We start from the raw sequence: 22,098 nt of genomic DNA, 5'->3' as shown, positions 1-22,098 counted from the left end.
CCTGCGGTGGTCCGACATGGACGTCTACGGGCATGTCAACAACGCGCGCTTCCTCACGCTGTACGAGGAGGCGCGCGTTGCGCTCATGTTCGTCGCGGCGCGCCGGCACGGGCTGACCTCGCTTGAGGAGGGCGTGGTGATCTCGCGGCACGAGGTCGACTACGTGCGCCCGGTCGACTACGGCGACACCGTGCGGATCGAGATGTGGGTCGAGGAGATCCGGGCGTCCCGGTTCGTGATCGCGTACGAGCTCTTCGACGACGACGCGGTGGCCAGCCGGGCCAGGTCGGTCTGCGTGCCGTATGACCTGGCCGCGGGTCGTCCGCGGCGACTCTCGGCGGAGGAGCGGTCGTTCCTGTCGCCCTACGGCCCGGAGCCCGCCGGTGCGGAGCCCGCCGGTCCGGAGCCCGCCGGTCCGGAGCCCGCCGGTCCGGAGCCCGCCGGTCCGGAGCCCGCCGGTCCGGAGCCCGCCGGTCCGGAGCCCGCCGTGGCGCCGGCTCAGGGCGGTCCCGCTCGCGAGTCGGTATGACCGGCGCACACGGGCTGGCGTCCCGGTCGGACGCGGGCGCGTTCCTGAGCCGGCTGATCCGCCTGGACGCGGCGACGGTGGTCCGGCTGCGTCCGGTGGACGGCCGCGTGCAGCTCTGGGCGCCGCTGCCGTGGGGCGTGCTGGTCGGGCGCACGGTGCCCGGGGATGGTGCCGGCGACGCCACGGTGTCGGCCGCGGCGCTCTTCGAGGAGGTCGCCCGCGGCGGTGCGGTGCTGCCGCCACGCCGGGACGCGGACTGGCGCTGGCCGCTGCCGCCGCTCGCCGGTGGCCGGGTCGTGGAGTCCGTGCCGGGCGAGGAGGTGCGCCGGGTCGCCGCGGCCGCCGCGGGCACGTTGCGCACCGCGACGGCGGAGGGCGTGGGCGGGCGAGCGGTCGGCCAACGGGCGCTTCGGGACGCCCTGCTCGACCATGTACCGATCGTCGTCTCCGATGGCCAGTCGTCGGTCGATGTCTCACAACGGTTGATCCAGGCAGTAGTCCGGATGGGCTTTCTGGGTCAGCCGGACGTATCGGTTGCCGCATTCATTGATGTGCGTGTATCCGGGAGATGGATAGGCCTCTCTGCACCGTACGGGGTCGCCTGGCTACCACCCGTTCAGCAATTCTCCCTAAAACCGGCATCGCCTCGTACTTTCGGCTGATACGCAGCCGGCCGTTCGGGTCCGGCCTGTCGTTGGGGGGATGCCCTCCGCCGACCTTCCGGGTACCGTCACCCCGGGTCCAACGCAACGTACGCGGACGGATTCGCTGGGGAGTGAGGTGCGCGAGCGATGCCTTGGTGGTCATGGCGTCCCGGCCACGCCGGTGGGGTTGAGTCCGAGCTTCGGTCGGAGGACAGCAACGTCCGATTGGGAGTGCCTCCGCAACGTGATCCCAACGCCGTCGTGCTAGAGCCACTGGCCGCGCTCGCCGTGCCCCGGGAGACCCCAGACCGCCCCGCCGCGGTCGAGACGGTGACGCTGCCCCGCCTGGGCAACGCGCTCGACCTGCTCGACATCCGCTACCTCGCCGACGGCGACGGCAGCCTGCTGGCGATGTGGGAACGCCACGCGGTGCTGTTCACCCTCGAGGGTCCGGAAGACGAGATCCTGGTGATCCGCGCCCGCCCACACTCGACAGTGCCGCCGGACTGGGCCGACCGCGCGTACCGCGTCGTCAACGAGTGGAACCACACGCGGCGCTTCTGCAAGGCCTACGTGGGAGACCCGACGGAGCGCGGCCAGCTACCGATCTACGCGGAGATCCAGGTGCCGCTGGGCGCCGGAGCCCACGACGCCCTGCTGGTCGAAATGCTCGACTGCGGAGCCGCCGTCTCCAGCACCTTCGTCGACTGGCTACACGACGAAGGCGCGCTCCTCTAGACCGACGATCGGATCTTGTCCCGGGTCCGCCGGGGGCACGACCGTTGCTCCCGCCGGAGACCGCTCCGCTTCGCTCCGCTGCCACCTCCGCCGTGGGTCGCGCGGCGACACGCGGAGCAGCCGGACCGGTGACCCACCGCGACCCCGGGACCGCTCCTTGCTCTTCTGAACCAAGAATTTGATCGATTACGGGAGCGGGAACATGCCGATCCTGCCGTGGTACTCCTTGCCGAGTTTGTCGGTGTCGGAGCCTACGTAGAGGCCGGTTTTGGTGGCGACGATGGCTCGGGCGCCGATGCCTCGGCTGCGGGTCGGGTTCCAGGGCAGGGCTTTGCCGGTCTTCGGGTTGATGGCGCCGATGCCGGGGCGGTCGACGGCGCCGGGGCCTTTGCTCTTCTTGCCCTTCGGGTTGTCGAGCCACTGCTGGTGCCCGCCCACGTAGACCGCCGCGCCGGTAACCGAGACCGAGAACAGGGTGTTGCCGCCCGTGTGGTTGACCCAGGTCGGCTTGTGAGCCCCAGCGCCGGCGCTCTCGAAGCGGGCCGCTGAGTCGCACATCTTGCCCGGGCCGGTGAGGGCGCCGGTGGTGACGGTGACGAAGTACGCGCCGTCCGGCGAATAGTCGACACCGCGCAGGTAGGTGTCCAGCGACGTGTCGCACTGCGACCGGAACGCGTCCGTATACCAGTTGGCGACCACCGCCTTCGGGCCGGAGACGTCGAGCATCGCGAGCTGGTGGCGGGGCTGGCCGCCCGCGTGGGTGATCGCACCGACCGCTACCAGGCGGCGGCCGTCCGGTGACAGGGCCATGTCCTCGACCCGCACCCGGGCCATCTCGGTCGCCGCCAGCTTGGCGTCAAACCCGGCGTCGACCGCGCCGCTGACGCCGTCCAGACGGGCCAGGCCCGCCCGGTTGACGCCGTTGACCGCCGAGAACGGGCCGCCCGCGTAGAGGCGCTTTCCGTTGACCGCGAGGGTACGCACGTCGCCCCAGTTGATTTCCGCCTTGAACGGTGACACGCGGGCGCCGTTGGTGACCGACAGGCGGGCCAAGCCGCGCGATGAGACGCCGTTGACCGTGCGGAAGGCGCCGCCGACGTAGACCGTGTTGTCCGGGCCCGCGGCGAGCGCGTAGACCGCGCCGTCGACCGTCGGGGTGAAGGCCGTGCGGATCACGCCGGTCTTGGCGTCGAAGGCGAACAGGTACGGGCGGCGGACCGACCGGAAGCCGCCCTCGTTGGCGACGCTGCTGAACGTGCCGCCGACGACGATCGTGTTGCCGACCGCCGCGATCGCACGGACGGTGCCGTCCAGTGCGTGCGGGGTGAAGTCGACCGGGTCCGCCGTCACGACGGTCGGCTGGGCCGTGTCCGCCACGGCGGGCAGCGCACCGGCGATTCCGGCGGCGATGACCACGGCGGCGGCGATGAGTCGGCGGCGCATGCGGGCGAGGCTCCTCGGGGTGCGGCCCCCACGATCCTTCCGCGGCGGCGGTCGTCCGGATCAACGACCGAGAAGTGCCCTGCGATGCGTTTATGTCGGATTTGTGGCGGCTGGGTCGTCCATGGTGTTGACCATGAAGTACGCCGCCCGCTCCAGGTAGTCCCAGAGCGTCTTCTCCTGGTCGGCCGGCAGGTCGAGCGAGTCGACGGCGTCGCGCATGTGCCGCAGCCAGGCGTCCCGCTCCGCCGGGCCGACCCGGAACGGGGCGTGCCGCATCCGCAGCCGGGGGTGGCCGCGGGTGGCGGAGTAGGTGTTGGGACCACCCCAGTACTGCATCAGGAACAACGTGAGTCGCTCGGTTGCCGGCTCCAGGTCTTCCTCGGGGTAGAGCGGCCGCAGCAGCGTGTCGTCCGCCACGCCCTCGTAGAAACGGGCGACCAGCTTGCGGAAGGTCGGCTCGCCACCGATCAGCTCGAAGAAGGTCGGCTCACCGTTCGCCTGTGCAGTCACGCCTTCCATCCTGCCAGGCCGCGATCCGGGAGCCATTCACGCGGGACTGTGCCTGCCGCCACAGCCCACCCAAGCGAAAGGCCCGGCACCCTGGGTGCCGGGCCTTTCGTGGAGAGATCTAGGAGCGGCCCGCCCGGGTGGCGAGCTGGTCGAGGCCGCTGATGATGCCGCCTGCCAGGTCGCCGCCGCCGAACGCCGCCACCATCGACAGCGCGGCCAGCTTGGCGTCGCGGTCGGGGATGCGCCGGCGAGCGTCGCCGCCCGTGACGACCTCGAGCACCCGCTGGTTGGGGCTGACGGCGATCAGCACGGCCGACGCGACCTCGGGAAGCTGCTGGTGCATCCGCTCGGCGTGGCCGCGGACCGGCTCCTCCAACTCTCCGACGTAGACGGAGAAGACGAGCCCGGTCGCCCGGTCGGCGGTGCGCAGCGCCTCGTCGAGACGGAGCAGCTGGCGGGTGCTGAACGGTCCCTCGAGCACCTCGGGCTGGCCGTACTTGTGCTCTTCGATCAGCTCGGCGCGGTGCTGCGCGGCATCCGACGGTGCCTCGTCGGGCTCGCGGGCCAGCAGGGGACCGGACGTCTCACCAGCGGTCACTTGCGCCTCCAACCTTGCCCGCCGACGCCGCCGAGGGCACCGGCTCGATCGCGCCGACCGGGCCGCCGTAAGGCGTCGCCGCGGTGGAAAGCGCGCGGGTCTCGCCCGCCTCGATCATGTGGGAGTCCGCCTCTTCCGGCGCGTGGGAGAGCAACTCCGGAGCGGACAGGAACCAGACCGGCCGGAAGTCGTACGGCCGCCCGGGCCGGTAACGCTTCGGACGGGGTCCGCCGCCCGCGGCCGCCAGCCCCGCGATCACCAGTACGGCGGCCGCCGGGATGACGACGAAGTAGAGCACCGTCTCGGTAACTGACAACGCCAACGCCCTTTCAAAGCCGACCGGCTCAGACGCCGTTCACGGTAGCGGAGGGCGCGTCCGTCCAGATCGCCGGGTGGCGATCAACACGCCCGGCGATCCGCTCCAGCTGCGCCGCGGCGGCCAGCAGCCGCGCGTCGTCACCGTAGCGTCCGCTGCACAGGACACCGACCGGAAGACCGTCGTCGGTCGCGCCGATCGGCACGCTCACCGACGGTTGGCCGGTCACGTTGAAGATCGCACAGTACGGCGAGAAGCGCCGCTGGCGGTCGAAGTCCTCGCCCGGTTCGTCCGCCGAGGTGAACCAGCCGACCTCGGCCTGGGGCACCGCCAGTGTCGGGCTGAGCAACAGGTCGTAGTCGGCCAGCCGGGCCAGGCCCTGCCGCACCTGGGTCTGGAGCTCGGCCAGCACCGCGATCAGCTGGCCGGCGCCTACGGTCTCGCCGCGGGCGCGCAGGTAGCGGGTCAGTGGCAGCAGCGACGGTTCCGCCGCCGGGGGCACGGGTCCCAGGGACAGCACGTACCAGAGCGTCTCGAACAGCGGCCAGATCTCGGGTGTCAGCGGCGCCGCGACCTCCTCGACCCGATGCCCGGCGCCGGCCAGCGCGGCAGCGGCGTCGTCGACGGCCCGCACGCACGCGGGGTCGACCGGGGTGTCGACCAGCATCGGCGTGGTGAACCGGCCGATCCGCAGCGGGCCGGGTGCCGCCGTGCGCGCGGCGCCGAGGTAGCCGCCGCCCGGGGCGGGCGGCGCCAGGTAGGGCTCGCCGACGGTCGGCACCGCCATCGCGTCGAGGAAGGCGGCGGCGTCGGTCACCGTGCGGGCGATCGCGCCGTGTGTCGGCAGGCCGAACCCGGTGGAGCCCAGCGGGCCGCCGGAGACCACGCCGCGGCTCGGCTTGTAGCCGACCAGGCCGCAGATCGCGGCGGGTATCCGCACGGACCCGCCGCCGTCCGAGCCCTGCGCGACCGCCACGAGCCCGGCGGCGACCGCGGCCGCCGCGCCGCCGCTGGAGCCGCCCGCCGTGTCGGCCAGCGCCCACGGGTTGCGGGCCGGCGGTGCGACCAGGCTCTCCGCGTGGCACGAGGTGCCCAGCTCCGATGTGGTCGTCTTGCCCAGCGACACGGTGCCGGCCGCGCGCAGGTAGGTCACCACGTCGGCGTCGATCGGCGGCACGTAGTCGGCGAAGGCCGCGGAGCCGAACGTCGTGCGTACACCGGCGGTCAGGGTCAGGTCTTTGATCGCGGTCGGAACGCCGTGCAGGGGACTCTTCCGGGGCGCCCCGTCCAGGGCCGCGGCCTCGCTGCGCGCCTGGTCCGCGGTCACGGTGACGAAGGCGCCGACGCGGTCGCCGAACGCGGCCACCCGCGCCAGGTAGTGCTCGACGAGCTCGGCGCTGGTCAGCTCGCCGGCGGCGATCGCGGCACCCTGCTCGAGCGCGGTCAGGTCGTGGAGGTCCGCCATGCCTCTCATCCTGCCCGGCTACGGTGTCGGCGTGCCCGTTGATCGCCTCACCCAGGCCAAGCGACTCGATGCCGAGGACCCGCTGGCCGCATTCCGCGACGAGTTCGTCATCGACGAGCCCGATTTGGTGTACTTCGACGGGAACTCGCTGGGCCGGCTGCCTCGCGTGACCCGGTCGCGGTTGCGCGCCGCTGTGGACCAGGAGTGGGGCGTCGACCTCGTGCGCGGGTGGGACCGCTGGATCGCTCTGGCCCGCGAGGTCGGCGACGTGCTGGCCGGCGGCATCCTGGAGGCCTCGCCGGGTGAGGTGGTGCTGGGCGACTCGACCAGCGTCAACCTCTACAAGCTGGCGGTCGCCGCATGTGACGCACGGCCCGGGCGCCAGGTCATCCTCACCGACGACGACAACTTTCCGACCGACCGGTACGTGCTGGAAGGGGTAGCGGCGGCGCGTGGCATGACGCTTCGGGTGCTGCCGTCCGACCTGGACACCGGCGTGACGCTGGCGGCGGTGCGGGAGGCGCTCTCCGACGACGTGGCGCTGGTGTCGCTGTCGCACGTCGCCTACCGGTCGGGCGCGATCGCGGACATCGCCGGCATCACGGCGGCGGCGCACGCGGCCGGGGCGCTGGTGCTGTGGGACCTGTGCCACTCGGCGGGTGCGGTGCCGGTGCCGTTGTCGTCGGCCGGGGTGGACCTCGCGGTCGGGTGCACCTACAAGCACCTGAACGCGGGGCCGGGCGCGCCGGCGTTCCTGTACGTGCGGCGTTCGCTGCAGGACTCGCTGCGGCAGCCCATCTGGGGATGGTTCGGGCAGCGGGACCAGTTCGCGATGGGGCCGGCGTACGACCCGGCGCCGTCGGTGGACCGGTTCCTGGTCGGGACGCCCCCGGTGCTCGGCGGGTACGCCGCCTTGTGCGGGGTCCAGCTCTCGGCGTCGGCCGGCATCGACCGGATCTTCGCCAAGGGGACCGCGCTGGGCGACTTCGCGGTCGAGCTCTTCGACGAGTGGCTGGCGCCGCACGGCTTCGCGCTGGCGTCGCCCCGGTCCGGCCGCGGCGCGCACGTGACCCTGCACCACCCGGCGGCGTGGCAGATCAGCCAGGCGTTGCGGGACGCGTCGGTGGTCCCGGACTACCGCACGCCGGATCGACTCCGGTTGGGCTTCGCGCCGCTCTACACCAGGTTCGTCGACGTGCACGAGGGCTTCGCCCGCCTCCGCACGATCATGGAGGCGGAGTCCTGGCGCCGATTTTCCGCGAATCGTTCTCGGGTTACCTGACCGATTTCGGGTCTTTGACCCGATAGGCGGGGTTATCGTCTCCCCATGCGGAGGGGGGCTTTCGTGTCTGTCGTTTCGTTTGCCGCAGTTAGCCGGATCGTGGTGGCCGGGGTCGCTGCGGCCGCTGGGACCGTGCTGATCGCCGGTGTTCCCGCTCATGCCGAACCGCCGTCACCCGCCGCGCCGGCCTACGGGTCCGAGGGTTCGCAGCCCGGTGGCGGTGAGCGTCCCGGTGACGGCCAGGCTCAGGCCGAGGGCACCTGGATCGAGGTCAGCCCCAGCACCGTACAGGCCGGCGAGCAGGTCGAGATCAAGGCGAGTTGCAAGGAGAAGGTCGACGAGGCCAAGGCGCACTCGAAGGCCTTCGGCGAGGTCGTCCTGGTGCCGAAGTGGGGATTCCTGACCGGCTCGGCGACCGTGCCGGCCGACACCCGGGCCGGTGACTACGAGGTGAAGCTGAGCTGTGTCAAGAGCGGCCACGCGGAGACCAAGCTCAAGGTCATCGAGCGGTCGCGACCGACGCACGGCCCACACACCGGCGGCGGCGGCCTGGCCGGCTCCGGCAGTGACGGGACGGTCGCGCTGGTGAGCGGACTCGCGACGTTGACCGCGGGCGCTGGGCTGGCCGTGGCACTCCGCCGTCGCCGGCGACTGGTCTAGCCGCGATGTCCGATGGCCCGGAGTCGATCCCGGTCATCCGGGACCTGCTCCGTCTTCCGGGGGCAGGCGCACCCCCACCGGTAGCGCCGCCCCCGGACACCGCCTCCCCGACGCCGGCGACGGCCCCAGGCCGGGTCTCCCGGCCGGCCTCGGCCGCGCCGGCTCCGGCGGCCTCCGGCCTCGTCGGGGCTGGGTCTGCTGTCCCGGGTGCAAGCCCCGGTCCCGTCTCGGCCGGGCTTGTGGACCCGGCCCTGGCCTCCGGGTTCGTCTCGGCTGGGCCGACCGTCCCGGGCGCCGGCTCCGGGTTCGTCTCTGCTGGGCCGACCGTCCCGGGCGCCGGCTCCGGGTTCGTCTCGGCTGGGCCGACCGTCCCGGGCGCCGGCTCCGGGTTCGTCTCGGCCGGTTCTGACCCGTCAGATGCGGGCTCTGGCCTTGTGCCGGTCGGTTCTGCCGCGCCGGGCTCCGCCTCGGGCCTGGTGGCGACCGCGCCCGGTTCCGGTCTTGTCCCGGCTGGCTCGGCCGCGCCGGGTTCGGAGGCTGGGCTCGGCGCGGTCGGGTCTGTCGGTTCGGGCGCCGCCCACGGGGCCGGGTCTGCCGGAACCGCCGCCTCGGCTCGGTTGCTCGGGCTGTCCCAGCGCGCCCCGGCGCCGAAGCGGCGGCTGTTGGGCGTACCCGGCGTGCTCGCCCTGGTCCTGCTCGGGGTGTTTCTGTCAGGGCTCGGGCTCGGTCAGGCGACCGGAGGCTTCTCGATCTCGATGCCGAACTGGTTCGGCTCGCGTGACAAGCCGCCGCCGCGGGAGTTTCCGGTGATGGAGCCGAGTCGGCCCACCCGGATCAAGATCGCGGCTATCGGCGTCGACGCCCCGGTCAACGACGTGGGACTGGCCGACGACGGCACGATCGCCGTGCCGCCGGTGGACGAGCCCAACGAGACCGGCTGGTACGAGGCCGGACCGACGCCGGGCGAGTTCGGGCCCGCGGTGGTCGTCGGGCACGTCGACACCAAGACCGGGCCGGCCGTGTTCGCCAAGCTGTCCACGCTGAACCCCGGTGACCGGGTCGAGGTGAGCCGGCGCGACGGCACCGTCGCGGTGTTCGAGGTCAACTCCGTCGAGCGCTTCGACAAAGGAGACCTGCCGGCCGACCGCGTGCACGGTGACTTCAGCCGGCCCGCGCTGCGGCTGATCACGTGCGGCGGGCGCTGGGTGGGCGGGGCGACCGGCTACGCCGACAACATCGTGGTGTTCGCGTCGCTGGTCTCCGCCCGCGACCGAAGCTGACCGGAGCTAAGCCGCCTCGGCCTTCTCGGCGATCGGCAGGTCGAGCCAGCTCGCCCAGCGCGGGTCGGGCGCCCGGTGGCCGAGCACGCGCCACGCGACTCCTTTGGGTGCCGCCGGCTTGGTGTGCAGCCGCCAGCCGAGCTCGGCCGGGGTCTTGTCGCCCTTGCTGTGGTTGCAGCGGGCGCACGCGGCGACCACGTTCTCCCAGGCGTGCCGGCCGCCCCGGCTGCGCGGGAACACGTGGTCGATGGTCTCGGCCGGGCCCTTGCAGTAGGCGCAGCGCCAGCTGTCGCGGGCGAATATCGCTCGGCGGGAGAGCCCGACGGTGGCGCGGTAGGGGACCCGGACGTAGCGGGTGAGCCGGACCACGGACGGCACCGGAAGCTCGTGGCGGACGCTGTGCAGGAAACCCTCGCCGTCGGCGACGCAGACAGCCTTGGCGGATAACACGAGGATCGCGGCTCTTCGCACTGACACGACGCACAGGGGCTCGTAGGTAGCGTTCAGGACTAATACCCCAGAGCCCACAGTTGGTCGTATGTCAGGCATCCCGCTCACCCTCTCGGTCGTTCTGTCGCCCGCTCCACAAGTCCGCGATGTGTGGTCGTGGTGCGCAGCGCCACGACCGGCGCCGGCGAGGTGCCTTCGCCCGTGCAGCAATCGTCCCTGATGGGGGACCCGATTGCACGTACTAATCGGGGGTCGGTAAGTGAAGCTTTGTTTTCGTGTGGTGAGATGGTCGGTTCCGTCCGGTTGCGGGCTGGCTCAGGCCGCCTCTTTGACCGAACGGCCCATGCGGTACGAACACACGTGTGACTGCCATCGACATGATCATGAACCTCGCCGAGGCATCCCCGTCCCCGTCGCCCACCCCCAGCTGCGCGAAGGATGACCCTTTCTGCGGCTGGATATGGGACGTGTCCGGTTCCGTCTGGGCGGCCGAGGGAAGCTACTACTTCCTGGTCAAGCCGCTGCGGATCGTCGCCATCCTGCTGCTCGCGATCCTGGCCCGCTTCCTCCTGCACAAGCTGATCAGCCGCCTGGTCCGGACCACCTCCGAAAGCTCCGTCCCCGCGATCCTCAAGCCGCTCCGCCAGCGGACCCCGACCGCCCCGGACGCGGACCCGGCCTCCGTCGTGCCCGAGCGGCGGCGCCAGCGGGCCGAGGCCATCGGCTCCGTCCTGCGCAGCCTGGTGACCGCCTTCGTCTTCTCGATCGCCCTGCTGATGGTGCTCGAGGAGTTCAGCTTCAACCTCGGACCCCTGCTGGCCAGCGCCGGCATCCTCGGTCTGGCTGTCGGCTTCGGCGCGCAGAGCCTGGTCAAGGACCTGCTGGGCGGCCTGTTCATGCTCCTGGAGGACCAGTACGGCGTCGGCGACACCGTCGACCTGGGCGAGGCGACCGGCATCGTCGAGTCGGTCGGGCTCCGGATCACCACCGTGCGGGACGCCCGCGGAGTGCTCTGGTACATCCGCAACGGCGAGATCATCCGGGTCGGCAACAAGAGCCAGGGCTGGGCCATGCTCATGATCGATATGCCGATCGGCTTCGCCGACGCCGAGGAGGCGACCGAGGTGCTGCGGACGGCGGCCGCCAGCGTGTACGCCGACCCGGAGCTCACCGAGCACTTCGTCGACGCGCCGGAGGTGCTCGGCGTCGAGACGGTGACCGTCGAAGGCACCGTCATCCGCACGATCGCCAAGACCACAGCGGACGGTCAGTACGTGGTCGGGCGGGAGCTCCGCCGCCGGCTGACCGAGGCGCTGGCCGGCGCGGGCATCACGGCACAGCTCGCCGCCAACCGGGTGTTCCCCCGTCCGGCCACACCGGAGGGTGGTTCTTAAAGCTCTCTTCGCCCATCCCGCACATCGAAGGTCGTGCCGGCCGGGGTCGCGCGCCGGTCGAACGGTCGGGTATCGTCCGATCGTTCAGTCGGACAAGCGACCCCCTGCCCGTTCGCCCTAGCCAGTTGTCAGACGATCGGGCAGAATCCGTCCCAAGCTCACTTCACCACCGACGTCTGACAACGTTGCTCGGTCGCACCGCCACAAGTGGGCTGGCCGAGGACGATGGAGGCTTACGCAGTGTCCGAAGAGACACGACCGTCCGATCGGCCGGCGACGTTTCGCGAGGTGTTCGGCGAGCGCGAATACCGGGCGGTCTTTGCGGCGAGTCTGCTCTCCTGGCTCGGCGACTACATCTCCAAAGCCGCGGTCACGGTCATCGTCTACCAGGAGTCGCAGTCCGTCGCCCTGTCGGCCGCCGCGTTCGCGATCAGCTATCTGCCCTGGTTGGTCGGCGGCCCATTGCTCGCCACGCTGGCCGAGCGCTACCCGTACCGCAATGTCATGGTCGTTTGTGACCTGGCGCGGATGGCGCTCATCGCGCTGATCGTGATCCCGGGCCTGCCGGTGCCGGTCATGCTGGTCATCCTGTTCGTCGCGACGCTGGCCAACCCGCCGAGCCAGGCGGCCCGGTCGGCGCTGATGCCACTGATCCTGCCGGGCGACAAGCTGGTCGTCGGCCTGTCGCTCAACAACAGCGTGGGCCAGGCGGCCCAGGTCGCCGGCTACGCCATCGGCGCCGGCATCGCGGCCTTCAACCCCCGCGCGGCGATCGTCGTCGACTCGTGCACGTTCCTCGCCTCGGCGCTGCTGATCTGGTTCGGCACGAAGCACCGGCCGCCGGCGATGCGCGAACACCTCCGGTCCAACCTGCTCCGCGAGACCGGCGAGGGCTTCCGCCTGGTCTTCGGCCGCCCGGTGCTGCGCGGCATCGCCCTGCTGGTCTTCTCCGCGATGCTGTTCTCGATCGTGCCGGAGGGCCTGGCCGCGGCCTGGGCCCAGGAGAGGTCCGAGGGTACGACGGCCGGGGTGTACCAGGCCCTGATCATGGCGGCCAACCCCCTCGGCTTCATCATCGGCGGCCTGGCGATGGCCCGCCTCGTGCCTCCGAACCTCCGCCGCCGGCTGGTGCGCCCGTTCGCGGTGATCTCCCCGCTGATCCTGGTGCCGTCGCTGCTCAACCCATCACCGGTCTGGGTCGCGGTGCTGGCGTCGATCTCCGGGTTCGCGGTGGCGGGCCTGATGCCGGTCGCCAACGGCCTGTTCGTGCAGGCCCTGCCCCACGGCTACCGCGCCCGCGCGTTCGGCGTGATGGCCACGGGCGTCCAACTCATGCAGGGCGCCGCGGTCCTGATCACCGGCGTCCTGGCCGAACACTTCGAGATCCCGTTGGTGGTCGGCGTCTGGAGCATCGGCGGGGTCGCCCTGATGCTGATCATGGCGAGCAGTTGGCCGAACACCGAGCAGTTCGACGTAGCGATAGCGGAAGCCGCCAAGTCGCACCCGGACGCGGAAGAACGCCCACCGGCCCAACGCGGCCCGTCCAGCCACCGCCCGGCGCACGCCCAACCCTGACGGCGCGGTCGCGTAGTCGACCCGTAAGGAAGAGCACACTCGACCAAGATCGAAAACTGGATAGGCTGGCCGGCGTGCGTAATGTCGCAATCACGGCCTTCGTCTTCTGGACCGTCATGCTCGGGACGACGGTGCCCACCCCGCTCTATCCGCTCTACGAGCAGTCGTTCGGCATCGTCCCGGTCGAGATCACGGTCCTTTTCGGCGTGTACGCGCTCGGCGTCGTCGTCGGTCTGCTCACCCTCGGCCGGCTGTCGGACCAGATCGGGCGCAAACCCGTACTCGCGATCGCACTGCTCCTCTCCGCCCTCGCCGCGAGCCTGTTCCTCGTCTCGGACAGCCTCGGCATGCTGCTCGCCGCCCGGGTGATCTCCGGCTTCTCGGCCGCCCTGGCCACCGGCGCGGGCACCGCCGCGATCGCCGAGCAACTTCCCGAGCGCCGCAAGTGGCTCGGTCCCGTGATCGCCCTGCTGGCCAACATGGGCGGTCTGGCCTCCGGCACGATGATCTCCGGCCTGCTGGCCCAGTGGGCGACCCATCCGCTGCGGCTGAGCTGGGTGGTCGACCTGGCGCTGATCGCGGCCAGCCTGGTCGGACTCACCGTGGTCGCCGAGACGGTCCGTCGCGGCCGCGCCACGTTCCACCTCGAACGGCTCCGCGTCCCGCACGAGATCCGCGGCGACTTCATCCGGGCGGCGGCCACCGGCGGCGCCGGGTTCGGTGTGCTCGGCGTGCTCACCTCGGTCACCGGCATCCTCCTCGGCGTGGAGCTCGGCAAGCACGACCCGGCGCTGACCGGCTTCGTGGTGTTCCTCGGTTTCGTGTCCACCGCCGCCGGTCAGCTCATCGACCGCCGCCTGCCGCCCCGGCTGTCCCTGCCGCTCGCCTGCGTGGCCCTGATCATCGGCGCGGCGCTGATCGCGTCCGCCGTGCTGGGTGCCGCGCTGCCGCCCCTGCTGGCCGCGGCGGTGGTGGTCGGCCTCGGCACCGGCAGCGCGGTCAGCGCGGGCCTGCGCGCGATCGCGACCGGCGTGCCGCCCGAGCGCCGCGGCGGGGCGTTCTCGGCCCTGTTCGCGATCCTCTACACGCTGCTCGCACTGCCGGCGATCGGCGTCGGCGTCGTCATCGAGTTCGCCGGGCTGCGCTGGGCGGGCGGCATCTTCACGCTCGTCGTCGCTCTCCTGGCCGCAGGGGTGCTGGTCAGCCTCGCCCGCCGCCGCCAACCGGTCCACGCCTGACCGGCCGCGGGCGCAGACGGCCGGGCGGCCGATCGCCGTCAAAATGCCGACGACCCGAGCGCGCCGACGGCGTACGTCGGCGCGCTCGGGTCGGTTCGTCAGCTCTTAGACCGAAGCCGTGGCGAGCGGTACGCCGAACTCCGAGTACGGCGGCAGCCCCTGCCAGGTGACCTGGGCCGAGTCCAGGAAGTACTGCTGGCCCGGGTCCCAGGTGTGTCCCTTGGCCCGGCGGTGGTAGATGTAGCCGAACGGGTGTGTCCGGTAGATCAGCCCGCCGTCGGCCTTGACCCGGGTGATGATGCCCAGGTCGACCGAGCGCGGCACCGGCCGCCAGCCGCCCGCGTTCTCCAGGTCGCCGCGGCCGATCATGATCGTGCCGCCGGCCACCGACTCCGCGAACGACTCCGGGTTGCCGAACTTGCGGCGGATCGTCTCGTTGCGGTCCTCGAGGTGGACGAACTCGGCGCCCTTGCCGACCATCGTCGCGCCGGAGTAGTGGCGGCCGAGGACCAGGTCCCACATGTGCTCCGGGCCGTACGTGTCGTCGTCGTCGACCTTGGTGACCAGGCTGCCGTTGGAGCGCGCGGTCACGATGCCGAGCCCCGTGCCGAAGTCGACGTCCGCCGGCACCTCGACCACGGTGACCGGTCGCGCGGACCGGGCCACCCAGGCGTTGAGCGCGTCCGGCGGCGGGCAGCCGTGGAGGCCGACCACGATCTCCAGCTCCGGGTACGACTGCTTCTCCAGCGCGTCTAGCACCGGACCGAGGATTTCTGGCCGCCGGGTCATCAGGATCGCGCTGACGCTCGGCAGCTGGCGCAGCATCGGGAAGCCGTCGGCGGCGAGGCGCGGCAGCACCAGCTCGGACGCGTGGCCGCGCAGTGCGGCCCGGCGCTGCCGGATGCTGTGCACCTCCAGCGCCACGGAGTCGGTGACGTCGGGTGCCGGCTCGGCCAGGATCGCGGCGAGCTCGGGTGCGAGCAGCTTCGCCACCGCCGGCTGCAGGTCGGGTGCCAGCAGCACCGCGCCGGTCGCCGCCACCTGCACCAGGATCGCGGCCGCCTGGCCGGGGTCGCCCTGGTAGCCGGCGAGGTCACCGACGTCGACGAGGGCCCGGCGCCGGACCATCTCGATGGTCAGCTGGTCGAGGCCGATCCCGTCGAGCCGGCCCGAGCGCACCGTCGGCCCGGACTGGGCGTCGCCGAAGACCAGTCGCTGGGTGCCCTTGGCGGTGCGGTCGGGACGACCCCGCGGGTTGATCCGGATGGCGTCGAGCAGCACCGCGCCACCGGCCTGGGCTGAGTCGCTGGTCAGCACGACGCCGGCCGTGCTCGGGTCGGCGGCCGGGTCGGCCGTCAGCAGCACGTCGGTCGGCCGGATCTCGTCAGGAGACGGCAGCTTGCCGACCCGCGCGCTCGGCGGCAGGTACGCGGGGGACAACCCGGTCGCGGCGATGTCGGCGCTGGCCGGCATCGGCATCCGGCGCACCGGCAGCAGCGCGCTGAGCCCGCTGCGCACGATCTCGCGCAGCGGCAGCGGCTCGTGCAGGCGGAAGGTGATCGACGCCACACCGCGCTTGCGCATCGGTAGGGACACCTGGTGCCGGCGCATCCGGGGCAGCGGGTCGACGGCGCCGGCCCAGCCGGGCCGGATGGTCTGCCAGATCGTCATGATCCGGACGGCGCGGGCCGGTGCCACCGACTCCGGCGCCGCGATCAGGTCACGCAGGTGACCCGGAGTGGCCGCGAGGATCAGCACCCGTTGCCGGGGCAACCGGATGACCCGCAGGCCGAGCAGGCGCTTGATCCGGTTGAGGCGGCCGCGCGGCCGGGGGCAGTCGAGCAGGGACCAGTATGACGACACGCGGCTAGGGTACGGCGTCCGGAACCCGCGGCTTAGCCCTGGCCGGCCGGGTGGCGCGCCGGATCATCCGGACCTGCATCTTGCGACCGGCCCGCAACGCCTCGAAGAGCAGGAATGCGTTGCGCGCGACCAGCCGGTGCTTGACACCCTCGTCACCGGCCGGCAGCGGGTAGCCGCCCGCGGGTCGTTCGGCCCGGTAGAACGCCACGACGCGGGCGAAGAACGGGCGACGCAGGTGCTGTGGCACCCGGGCGTAGTGGTTGAGCACGCGGAGCAGGTGCCAGATCGCCCGCTCGAAGATCGGCGCGCGCAACGCGGCGTCGTCCGGGCCACGGCCGTTCAGGAACTGGAACACGAACTCCCACTGCCCGATGACGTCCATGTGCCGGGGGCTGACGGTCCGGGTGATCGAGCCGGTCGGCCGCTGGCGGTACGCGTACGCGGTGAAGTCCAGCAGCGTGATCCGGTCGGCGGCGATCATCAGGGGCATCGAGAACGCGACGTCCTCGTACCAGCCGGGGCGGAACACCAGGCCCAGGTCGACCAGCAGTTGCCGGCGGATCACCTTGTTGCAGGCGATGTGGAGGAGCTTGACCAGCCCCGGCACCTCGGCGAGGCGGAACGTCTCCGGTGCCGGGCCGGCCTTGCGGACCGTCGACTCGGAGGTCTTCCCGGTGTCCCAGACCTTGGCGAAGCCGGTGATCAGCAGGTCGGCGTCGGTCTTCGCCAGCCGGTCGGCGACCTCCTGGACGGCACCCTCGGTGAGCCAGTCGTCACTGTCGACGAACCACACGTAGTCACCGGTGGCGGCGGCGAGGCCGGCGTTGCGGGCCGCGCCGAGCCCGCGGTTGGTCTCGAAGCTGAGCACCCGGACCCGGCTGTCGCGGGCGGCGTAGTCGGCCAGGATGGCCGCACACCCGTCGTCGGAGGCGTCGTCGACGGCGATCAGCTCCAGGTCACGGAAGCTCTGGCGGAGGATCGAGTCGAGGCACTCGGCGAGGTAGTCCTCGACCCGGTAGACCGGGACCACCACAGAGAGGAGCGCCATCCCGGGTCGCCTTCCTTCGACGGAAATGCGTGAAGTGTAGGGCGGACGGTCAAGCCCCGGCAGCCCGCGTCAGAACAGGCCCGCGAACCAGCTCCAGACGCTGACGACCCAGTCGATCTGCCGCAGGTACGCGACGCCGACGCCGACCAGGAACACGGCGGTGACCAGGTGGGCGCCGCGCGCGGACTTGCGTACCCGGCCGAGCTGTTTCTCCCACACGACCCGGCCGACCACCCGCGCCAGCGCGTACAGGCCGAGCGCGACCAGGCCCGTCAGCACGAACAGGGCGAACGGGGTGCCCAGGTTGCCGCCGTCGGAGATGGCCCAGAGACCCCAGCTGACGAAGGCGAACAGCGCGCCGGTGAGCATCAACCGGGCGCCGCGGCGGAACAGCCGGAGCTCCTCGGAGAACACCGGGCGCGGGATCGAGCCGGTCTCGCCGGGCCAGCCGGTCCCTGTCGGAATGTGCGGCTCGGCGGGTCTGGCCGGACCCACCTGCGCCCGCCCACTGCGGAACGGGTTCTGCCCGCCCGGCGGCATCTCGACGGTGCGCTCGGCCCACGGCTCGCGTTGATCGGTCATCACGCCCCCCTCCTGACGCCAGGGTAGCGAGCCGACAAACCGGTCGCCTCGGGGCCGACATTCCGGTACGCAGAACGCATGACTTCCCCCGACGTGGTGCTGCGGACGGCTACCGCCGACGACTTCGAACCGATCGCCACGATGCTAGGTGTGGTCTTCCACCACACGCAGGACCCGGCGGTGCTGGCCGTCGAACGGCCACTCCACGACCCGGCGCGCGGCCTGGTCGCGGTCGACGGTGACGCGATCGTCGGCGCGGCGGCCTCGTTCGACCGCGAGATGGCGGTGCCCGGTGGCGCGCTGCCGTGCGCGCACGTCACCGGCGTCGGCGTCCTGCCGACCCACCGCCGGCAGGGCATCCTGCGCCGGATGATGGAGCGCCAGCTCCGCGACGTGTCCGCCGCCGGGCGCGAGCCGATCGCCGCACTGTGGGCCAGCGAGACGGCGATCTACCCGAGGTTCGGCTACGGCGCGGCCGGCGGCCGGATCCGTTTCCAGGTCGACCTGACCAGCGCCGGGCTGCCGGCGCCCGCGCCCGGCCGCCTTCGCGCCGGCGCGCCCGAGACGCTGCGGCCCGAGCTGGTCAAGGTCTACGACGAGGTGCGGGCGCGCCGGCCCGGCTGGTCGAGCCGCGACGAGAACTGGTGGAGCTGGCTGCTCGCCGACGTGCCCTCCGAGCGCGACGGCGCCACCGAACGGCAGGTGGTGCTGCACGAGGACACCGACGGCACGGTCGACGGCTTCGCCCTGTGGCGGGTCAAGAACGAGTGGAACCAGGGCGGCCCGGCGGCCGAGGTCCGCGTAGACGAGGTGGTCGCCGCCGGGCCGGACGCCTACCGCGCGCTCTGGCGCTTCCTGTTCTCGCTGGACCTGACCCGGCAGCTGACCTACTCGTTCGCCACGCCTGACGAGCCCTTGCCGCATCTGGTGGCGGAGCCGCGCCGGCTCGGCGCGACGGTGGCCGACGGGCTGTGGGTGCGGCTGGTCGACGTGCCGGCGGCGCTGCGCGGGCGGGCCTACAGCGCGCCGCTGGACGTGGTGGTGGAGCTGACCGACGCGATCCTGCCTGGCAACGCGGCCCGCTGGCGACTGAGCACGGACGGTGGCACCACGACGTGCGAGCGCACGACCGACTCCGCGGACCTGGCCTGCGACGTGCTGGAGCTCGGAGCCGCCTACCTCGGCGGCACCTCGCTGGCGGCGCTCGGCCGGGCCGGGCGGGTCCACGAGTGGCGCCCCGGTGCCCTGGCCGCCGCCGACACCGCCTTCCGCTGGCATCAGGCGCCGGGCGGAGCGGAGGTGTTCTGACGGGCGAGCGGGTACGGTGCGCTGATGGGTGAGAACGAACGGCGCCGGCGGCGTCAGCGCCACCCGGCGGACCGGCCCGCGCCGGCAGCGCCACCGTCCGATCCCGACGACGGCCTGCCCTCGGCGACGACCGCCGAGGTGCACGACCCCGCGCCGCCACCCGCGCCGCGCCGCCCCGATCCCATCGAGAGCCGGCCGCGCCGCCCGGCCGGCCCGCGACCGATGGGTGGGCTGCCGCCGTCGGAGGAGCGCGAGGCCGAGCGGGGGTTGCGCGGGCTGGTCGGCTCGGGCGCGTCGCAGGTCGCCATCACCGCGGCGATGCGGGCGCGCGACGCGTCCCGGCCCAGCGCGGCGGACGAGGCGGAGGCGATGGAACGCCTGGTCGTCGTCCGCCGCAACTGGGTGCCCCGCGAGGACCTGCCCCGCGGGAGCGGCGGCCGCCCTAAGGGTTAGGCAGCGCCGGCAGCTCCTGGGCGACCTCGTAGTCGGCGACCTCGGCGATCCGGCGGGAGTGCCGCTCGGCGCCCGAGAACTCCGTCGAGAGGAACGCCTCGACCAGCGCCGTCGCCTCGTCGAGCGAGTGCTGGCGGGCACCGACGCCGGCCACGTTGGCGTCGTTGTGCTGCCGGCTTAGCCGCGCCGTGTCGAGGTTCCAGATCAACGCGGCGCGTACCCCCTTGATCTTGTTGGCGGCGATCTGCTCGCCGTTGCCGGAACCGCCGATCACGATGCCGAGGCTGCCCTCGTCGGCCACCACCTTGGCCCCGGTGTGCAGGCAGAACGCCGGATAGTCGTCCTCGGCGTCGTAGGTGTGCGCACCGACGTCGACCACGTCGTAGCCCACGGTGGCGAGGTGGTTGACGAGGTGGGACTTGAGTTCGAAGCCGGCGTGGTCGGAGCCGAGGTAGACGCGCATGGTCAGCAGTCTCTCAGTGGTCGCCGAGCTCGGCGAGCACCAGGCCACCTCGCGCCTTCGGGGTGAACCAGGTGCTCTTGCGCGGCATCTTGGCCCGGGCCAGGTTGACGGCCACGAAGTCGTCGACGGTCACCGGTGCGACCAGGATCGCCAGCTCCGCCCGGCCGGCGTCGACCTCGCCGGTCAGCCACTGCGCCGGGTAGTCGCCGCCGACGTACGTGATCCGCTTGTCGCCGGGCTCCAGGCCCAGTGCGTCGCGCAGGATGATCCGCTCGACGAGCGCGTGGTCGAGGTTCTCGACCCGGCTGACCGTGGGGTCGTGCGGGAGCGTGACCGCGTGCGCGGCGCCGGCGGCGTACAGGACGACCGAGGCCGGCTCGAGGTCCGTCGTCGGGGTGACCGACGCGCCCGCGGCGCGCAACGCGTCGAGCAGCTCCGCCGGGGTGCTGGTCAGCTCGCTGATCAGGCGGTTGTAGGGCTGGATCGCGACCGAGCCGGGGGTGGTGATCACGGCGAGGAAGCGCGGCAGCCCGCCGGTCTGCGCGGCCAGGCTGCGGTGGTTGCCGTCGGCGACGACGAGCTCGCCGCCGCCGGCCAGCGCGGCCAGGCGGTCCTGCGCCTCCCCGGGGCCGAGCGGCCAGATCGCGTGGGTGCGTCCCGCCTGGTCGAGGTCGGTCGCGGCGGGGGCGCCGGCCGCGTCGCACGCCTCGGCGAGGGCGGCGTGCAGCTCCGCGCCGCGCGCGGTCTGCAGCAGGAGTACGGGGGAGAGCAGGTGACCGACCGCCTCGGCGAGGGCGACGCGCTCGCGCACCTTCTCGATGAAGACGTCCTCGTTGCGGATCACGAGGCCCGGCTCGTCGGCGCTCGTCGAGATCTGGTCGGTGTCCACCATGGCCCACAGGCCGTACGCCGGCTCCTCACCGGGCGCCGTGATGCGGTAGAGCACCATCGCCTGTTCGGCCGGGGTGTAGCTGCCGTCGGCCTTGGCGTCCGCGAGCCGCTGGGCGGCTGCGGGCAGCGAGTCGCGGAAGGAGCGTCCGCCCGCGTCCGGAGCGCGGTGCGGCATCTCGATCGCGAGCGCGCTGCGCGGGTTGTCGGCGATGATCGCGGTGATCTCGTTGTCGTCGGCGAACTCGTCGTAGTTCTGCGCGCCGGTGCCGCCGGTGGTGATCCAGGCCCGGGCGATCGGGTGCACGATCGTCATGTCCGAAACGCTACCGATGGGCGTTCACGTGACGGCCGACACCCAGGTGCGTGTCTCAGGCTATGGCCACGGCCCGCGGCTCCCGGGCCGCCGGCACCAGCATGTCGAGCCGGTCGAGGGCGGTGGGCGGGCCGGTCGGGTCCGGCATCGGCAGCGCCGCGACCGCGTCCGTGCCGCAGGGGGCCGCGCCGACCAGGATCGGCGGTGCCAGCAGGTCCACGACGTGGTCGGGGAGAGCCGGCGCGACGGTTTCCCAGCGGCCTTCGTCGACCGACCAGTAGGCGCCGCCGATGCTCTCGGCGACCTCGTCTGACGTGTGCTCGGACATAGGTGATCCTTCGCTGCGAGGGTGCCCGTTCGACACCCTGCGCAACGAATCGATCAACCCAGTGGAAAGCGTCCGATCAGTCGAAAATCGGACCCACGTCGCGGGTCCGCTTGAGCTCGAAGAAGCCCGGCGTGCCCGCGACCAGCACCACGCCGTCCCAGAGCCGGCCGGCGGCCTCACCCTTCGGAGCCGGCGTGACGACCGGGCCGAAGATGGCGACCCGGTTGCCCTCCGGGCCGGGGGCGTGGATCACCGGCGTGCCGACGTCCATGCCGACCGGCTTCATGCCGGCGTCGTGGCTGGCCCGCAGGGCCTCGTCGTACTCGGTGCTCTCGCCGGCCTCGACCAGCGCGGGGTCGAGCCCGACCTCGGCCAGGGCGGCGGCGTAGAGCTCCGGGCCGCGCTCCTGCTTGCTCGGGTGGATCCGGGTGCCGAGGGCGGTGTAGAGGTCGCGCAGCACGGCGTTGCCGTACTTCTGCTCGGCGGCAATGCAGATCCGCACCGGAGCCCACGCCGTACGCAGGAAGTTCTTGTAGTTCTCGTCGAGCTCGTCGCGACCTTCGTTGAGGACCGCGAGGCTCATCACGTGGAAGCTGATGTCCAGGGGGCGGACCTTCTCGGTCTCCAGCAGCCAGCGGGAGGTGACCCATGCCCAGGGGCAGGCGGGGTCGAACCACATGTCTACCTTCTGACGGTCATTGCTTTCGGACACGGCAAGTCCTTGGGG

General features: G+C 72.3%; 23 protein-coding genes and 1 pseudogene. 11 read left to right on the top strand and 13 right to left on the bottom strand.

Going from position 1 to position 22,098, the window contains the following annotated elements:
* Position 1 precedes the first annotated feature (1 nt).
* The 3 genes and pseudogenes from AB0J88_RS24850 to AB0J88_RS24840 all read left to right on the top strand — a co-directional run.
* Positions 2 to 367 (top strand): annotated as a pseudogene (locus AB0J88_RS24850) (thioesterase family protein); the annotation flags it as partial.
* Positions 368 to 525: 158 nt separating this feature from the next.
* Positions 526 to 1,191 (top strand): hypothetical protein, encoded by a 666-nt coding sequence (locus AB0J88_RS24845; RefSeq protein ID WP_364358350.1) that lies wholly within the window; start codon positions 526 to 528, stop codon positions 1,189 to 1,191.
* Positions 1,192 to 1,320: 129 nt separating this feature from the next.
* A complete protein-coding gene (locus AB0J88_RS24840; RefSeq protein WP_364358347.1) occupies positions 1,321 to 1,911 on the top strand; it encodes a YbjN domain-containing protein in 591 nt (196 codons plus the stop codon).
* Positions 1,912 to 2,097: 186 nt separating this feature from the next.
* On the opposite strand, the gene AB0J88_RS24835 is transcribed toward AB0J88_RS24840, so the two are convergent.
* From AB0J88_RS24835 to AB0J88_RS24815, 5 genes are all read right to left on the bottom strand, one after another.
* Complete coding sequence (locus tag AB0J88_RS24835; protein ID WP_364358344.1) at positions 2,098 to 3,354, bottom strand: PKD domain containing protein; 1,257 nt, start codon at positions 3,352 to 3,354, stop codon at positions 2,098 to 2,100.
* Between the two features lie 90 nt (positions 3,355 to 3,444).
* Positions 3,445 to 3,864, bottom strand: a complete 420-nt coding sequence (locus AB0J88_RS24830; RefSeq protein WP_364358341.1) for a globin — start codon at positions 3,862 to 3,864, stop codon at positions 3,445 to 3,447.
* Between the two features lie 118 nt (positions 3,865 to 3,982).
* On the bottom strand, positions 3,983 to 4,378 hold the full coding sequence (locus AB0J88_RS24825) for a DUF5130 family protein (RefSeq protein WP_364358451.1): 396 nt from the start codon (positions 4,376 to 4,378) through the stop codon (positions 3,983 to 3,985).
* A gap of 70 nt (positions 4,379 to 4,448) precedes the next feature.
* Positions 4,449 to 4,760 (bottom strand): hypothetical protein, encoded by a 312-nt coding sequence (locus tag AB0J88_RS24820; RefSeq protein ID WP_090789270.1) that lies wholly within the window; start codon positions 4,758 to 4,760, stop codon positions 4,449 to 4,451.
* Between the two features lie 46 nt (positions 4,761 to 4,806).
* Positions 4,807 to 6,243 carry an amidase gene (locus AB0J88_RS24815; RefSeq protein ID WP_364358338.1) on the bottom strand — a complete coding sequence of 479 codons (1,437 nt, stop codon included), beginning with the start codon at positions 6,241 to 6,243 and terminating at the stop codon, positions 4,807 to 4,809.
* Here AB0J88_RS24815 and kynU point away from each other — a divergent pair.
* The 3 genes from kynU (at position 6,242) to AB0J88_RS24800 (ending at position 9,465) form a co-directional block, all read left to right on the top strand.
* Positions 6,242 to 7,525 carry a kynureninase gene (gene kynU, locus AB0J88_RS24810; RefSeq protein WP_364358335.1) on the top strand — a complete coding sequence of 428 codons (1,284 nt, stop codon included), beginning with the start codon at positions 6,242 to 6,244 and terminating at the stop codon, positions 7,523 to 7,525. The two genes, AB0J88_RS24815 and kynU, sit on opposite strands and share 2 nt — an antisense overlap.
* A gap of 63 nt (positions 7,526 to 7,588) precedes the next feature.
* Positions 7,589 to 8,185 (top strand): hypothetical protein, encoded by a 597-nt coding sequence (locus tag AB0J88_RS24805; RefSeq protein WP_364358332.1) that lies wholly within the window; start codon positions 7,589 to 7,591, stop codon positions 8,183 to 8,185.
* Between the two features lie 659 nt (positions 8,186 to 8,844).
* Positions 8,845 to 9,465, top strand: a complete 621-nt coding sequence (locus tag AB0J88_RS24800) for a class F sortase (RefSeq protein WP_364738019.1) — start codon at positions 8,845 to 8,847, stop codon at positions 9,463 to 9,465.
* A 6-nt stretch (positions 9,466 to 9,471) separates the two neighbouring features.
* Here AB0J88_RS24800 and AB0J88_RS24795 read toward each other — a convergent pair whose 3' ends face one another.
* Positions 9,472 to 10,014: an HNH endonuclease gene (locus AB0J88_RS24795; protein ID WP_364358329.1), complete on the bottom strand. Its 543-nt coding sequence runs from the start codon at positions 10,012 to 10,014 to the stop codon at positions 9,472 to 9,474.
* 278 nt (positions 10,015 to 10,292) lie between these two features.
* Here AB0J88_RS24795 and AB0J88_RS24790 point away from each other — a divergent pair, with 278 nt between their 5' ends.
* From AB0J88_RS24790 to AB0J88_RS24780, 3 genes are all read left to right on the top strand, one after another.
* The gene (locus AB0J88_RS24790; RefSeq protein WP_364358445.1) at positions 10,293 to 11,309 is read left to right on the top strand and encodes a mechanosensitive ion channel family protein; all 1,017 of its coding nucleotides are present in this window, start codon (positions 10,293 to 10,295) and stop codon (positions 11,307 to 11,309) included.
* 225 nt (positions 11,310 to 11,534) lie between these two features.
* On the top strand, positions 11,535 to 12,884 hold the full coding sequence (locus tag AB0J88_RS24785; protein ID WP_364358326.1) for an MFS transporter: 1,350 nt from the start codon (positions 11,535 to 11,537) through the stop codon (positions 12,882 to 12,884).
* Positions 12,881 to 14,122, top strand: a complete 1,242-nt coding sequence (locus AB0J88_RS24780) for an MFS transporter (protein ID WP_364358442.1) — start codon at positions 12,881 to 12,883, stop codon at positions 14,120 to 14,122. The genes AB0J88_RS24785 and AB0J88_RS24780 overlap by 4 nt, the downstream gene beginning before the upstream one ends.
* A 105-nt stretch (positions 14,123 to 14,227) precedes the next feature.
* Here the strand turns inward: AB0J88_RS24780 and AB0J88_RS24775 are convergent, their stop codons facing one another.
* The 3 genes from AB0J88_RS24775 to AB0J88_RS24765 form a co-directional block, all read right to left on the bottom strand.
* On the bottom strand, positions 14,228 to 15,985 hold the full coding sequence (locus AB0J88_RS24775) for a glycosyltransferase (protein ID WP_364358324.1): 1,758 nt from the start codon (positions 15,983 to 15,985) through the stop codon (positions 14,228 to 14,230).
* Between the two features lie 4 nt (positions 15,986 to 15,989).
* On the bottom strand, positions 15,990 to 17,033 hold the full coding sequence (locus AB0J88_RS24770) for a glycosyltransferase family 2 protein (RefSeq protein WP_364358321.1): 1,044 nt from the start codon (positions 17,031 to 17,033) through the stop codon (positions 15,990 to 15,992).
* Positions 17,034 to 17,102: 69 nt separating this feature from the next.
* The gene (locus tag AB0J88_RS24765; RefSeq protein WP_364358318.1) at positions 17,103 to 17,615 is read right to left on the bottom strand and encodes a hypothetical protein; all 513 of its coding nucleotides are present in this window, start codon (positions 17,613 to 17,615) and stop codon (positions 17,103 to 17,105) included.
* Positions 17,616 to 17,693: 78 nt separating this feature from the next.
* Here AB0J88_RS24765 and AB0J88_RS24760 point away from each other — a divergent pair, with 78 nt between their 5' ends.
* Both AB0J88_RS24760 and AB0J88_RS24755 read left to right on the top strand, forming a co-directional pair.
* Positions 17,694 to 18,923 (top strand): GNAT family N-acetyltransferase, encoded by a 1,230-nt coding sequence (locus AB0J88_RS24760; RefSeq protein ID WP_364358315.1) that lies wholly within the window; start codon positions 17,694 to 17,696, stop codon positions 18,921 to 18,923.
* Positions 18,924 to 18,947: 24 nt separating this feature from the next.
* Positions 18,948 to 19,376 (top strand): hypothetical protein, encoded by a 429-nt coding sequence (locus AB0J88_RS24755; RefSeq protein WP_364358312.1) that lies wholly within the window; start codon positions 18,948 to 18,950, stop codon positions 19,374 to 19,376.
* Here AB0J88_RS24755 and AB0J88_RS24750 read toward each other — a convergent pair.
* From AB0J88_RS24750 to AB0J88_RS24735, 4 genes are all read right to left on the bottom strand, one after another.
* A complete protein-coding gene (locus tag AB0J88_RS24750; RefSeq protein WP_364358309.1) occupies positions 19,366 to 19,839 on the bottom strand; it encodes a ribose-5-phosphate isomerase in 474 nt (157 codons plus the stop codon). The genes AB0J88_RS24755 and AB0J88_RS24750 overlap by 11 nt on opposite strands.
* 13 nt (positions 19,840 to 19,852) lie before the next feature.
* Entirely contained in the window at positions 19,853 to 21,043 is a 1,191-nt protein-coding gene (locus tag AB0J88_RS24745) for a DUF1015 family protein (protein ID WP_364358306.1), read from the bottom strand.
* A gap of 55 nt (positions 21,044 to 21,098) precedes the next feature.
* Positions 21,099 to 21,371, bottom strand: coding sequence for a hypothetical protein (locus tag AB0J88_RS24740; protein ID WP_364358303.1), 273 nt, complete (start codon positions 21,369 to 21,371; stop codon positions 21,099 to 21,101).
* Positions 21,372 to 21,447: 76 nt separating this feature from the next.
* Entirely contained in the window at positions 21,448 to 22,050 is a 603-nt protein-coding gene (locus AB0J88_RS24735) for a disulfide bond formation protein DsbA (RefSeq protein ID WP_364358439.1), read from the bottom strand.
* Positions 22,051 to 22,098 lie beyond the last annotated feature (48 nt).

Source organism: Asanoa sp. NPDC049475 (assembly GCF_040676915.1).
Lineage (GTDB): Bacteria > Actinomycetota > Actinomycetes > Mycobacteriales > Micromonosporaceae > Asanoa.
The sequence above is the reverse complement of the archived record's forward strand: the minus strand, read 5'-3'. Positions and strand labels throughout refer to the sequence as shown.

Excerpts from the sequence above, each read along its gene's own strand:
- AB0J88_RS24845 (WP_364358350.1), top strand. The coding sequence starts at position 526 with ATGACCGGCGCACACGGGCTGGCGTCCCGGTCGGACGCGGGCGCGTTC.
- AB0J88_RS24840 (WP_364358347.1), top strand. The coding sequence starts at position 1,321 with ATGCCTTGGTGGTCATGGCGTCCCGGCCACGCCGGTGGGGTTGAGTCC.
- AB0J88_RS24835 (WP_364358344.1), bottom strand. The coding sequence starts at position 3,354 with ATGCGCCGCCGACTCATCGCCGCCGCCGTGGTCATCGCCGCCGGAATC.
- kynU (WP_364358335.1), top strand. The coding sequence starts at position 6,242 with ATGCCTCTCATCCTGCCCGGCTACGGTGTCGGCGTGCCCGTTGATCGC.
- AB0J88_RS24815 (WP_364358338.1), bottom strand. The coding sequence starts at position 6,243 with ATGGCGGACCTCCACGACCTGACCGCGCTCGAGCAGGGTGCCGCGATC.
- AB0J88_RS24795 (WP_364358329.1), bottom strand. The coding sequence starts at position 10,014 with ATGCCTGACATACGACCAACTGTGGGCTCTGGGGTATTAGTCCTGAAC.
- AB0J88_RS24790 (WP_364358445.1), top strand. The coding sequence starts at position 10,293 with ATGATCATGAACCTCGCCGAGGCATCCCCGTCCCCGTCGCCCACCCCC.
- AB0J88_RS24785 (WP_364358326.1), top strand. The coding sequence starts at position 11,535 with ATGGAGGCTTACGCAGTGTCCGAAGAGACACGACCGTCCGATCGGCCG.
- AB0J88_RS24770 (WP_364358321.1), bottom strand. The coding sequence starts at position 17,033 with ATGGCGCTCCTCTCTGTGGTGGTCCCGGTCTACCGGGTCGAGGACTAC.
- AB0J88_RS24765 (WP_364358318.1), bottom strand. The coding sequence starts at position 17,615 with ATGACCGATCAACGCGAGCCGTGGGCCGAGCGCACCGTCGAGATGCCG.
- AB0J88_RS24760 (WP_364358315.1), top strand. The coding sequence starts at position 17,694 with ATGACTTCCCCCGACGTGGTGCTGCGGACGGCTACCGCCGACGACTTC.
- AB0J88_RS24755 (WP_364358312.1), top strand. The coding sequence starts at position 18,948 with ATGGGTGAGAACGAACGGCGCCGGCGGCGTCAGCGCCACCCGGCGGAC.
- AB0J88_RS24750 (WP_364358309.1), bottom strand. The coding sequence starts at position 19,839 with ATGCGCGTCTACCTCGGCTCCGACCACGCCGGCTTCGAACTCAAGTCC.
- AB0J88_RS24745 (WP_364358306.1), bottom strand. The coding sequence starts at position 21,043 with ATGACGATCGTGCACCCGATCGCCCGGGCCTGGATCACCACCGGCGGC.
- AB0J88_RS24740 (WP_364358303.1), bottom strand. The coding sequence starts at position 21,371 with ATGTCCGAGCACACGTCAGACGAGGTCGCCGAGAGCATCGGCGGCGCC.
- AB0J88_RS24735 (WP_364358439.1), bottom strand. The coding sequence starts at position 22,050 with ATGTGGTTCGACCCCGCCTGCCCCTGGGCATGGGTCACCTCCCGCTGG.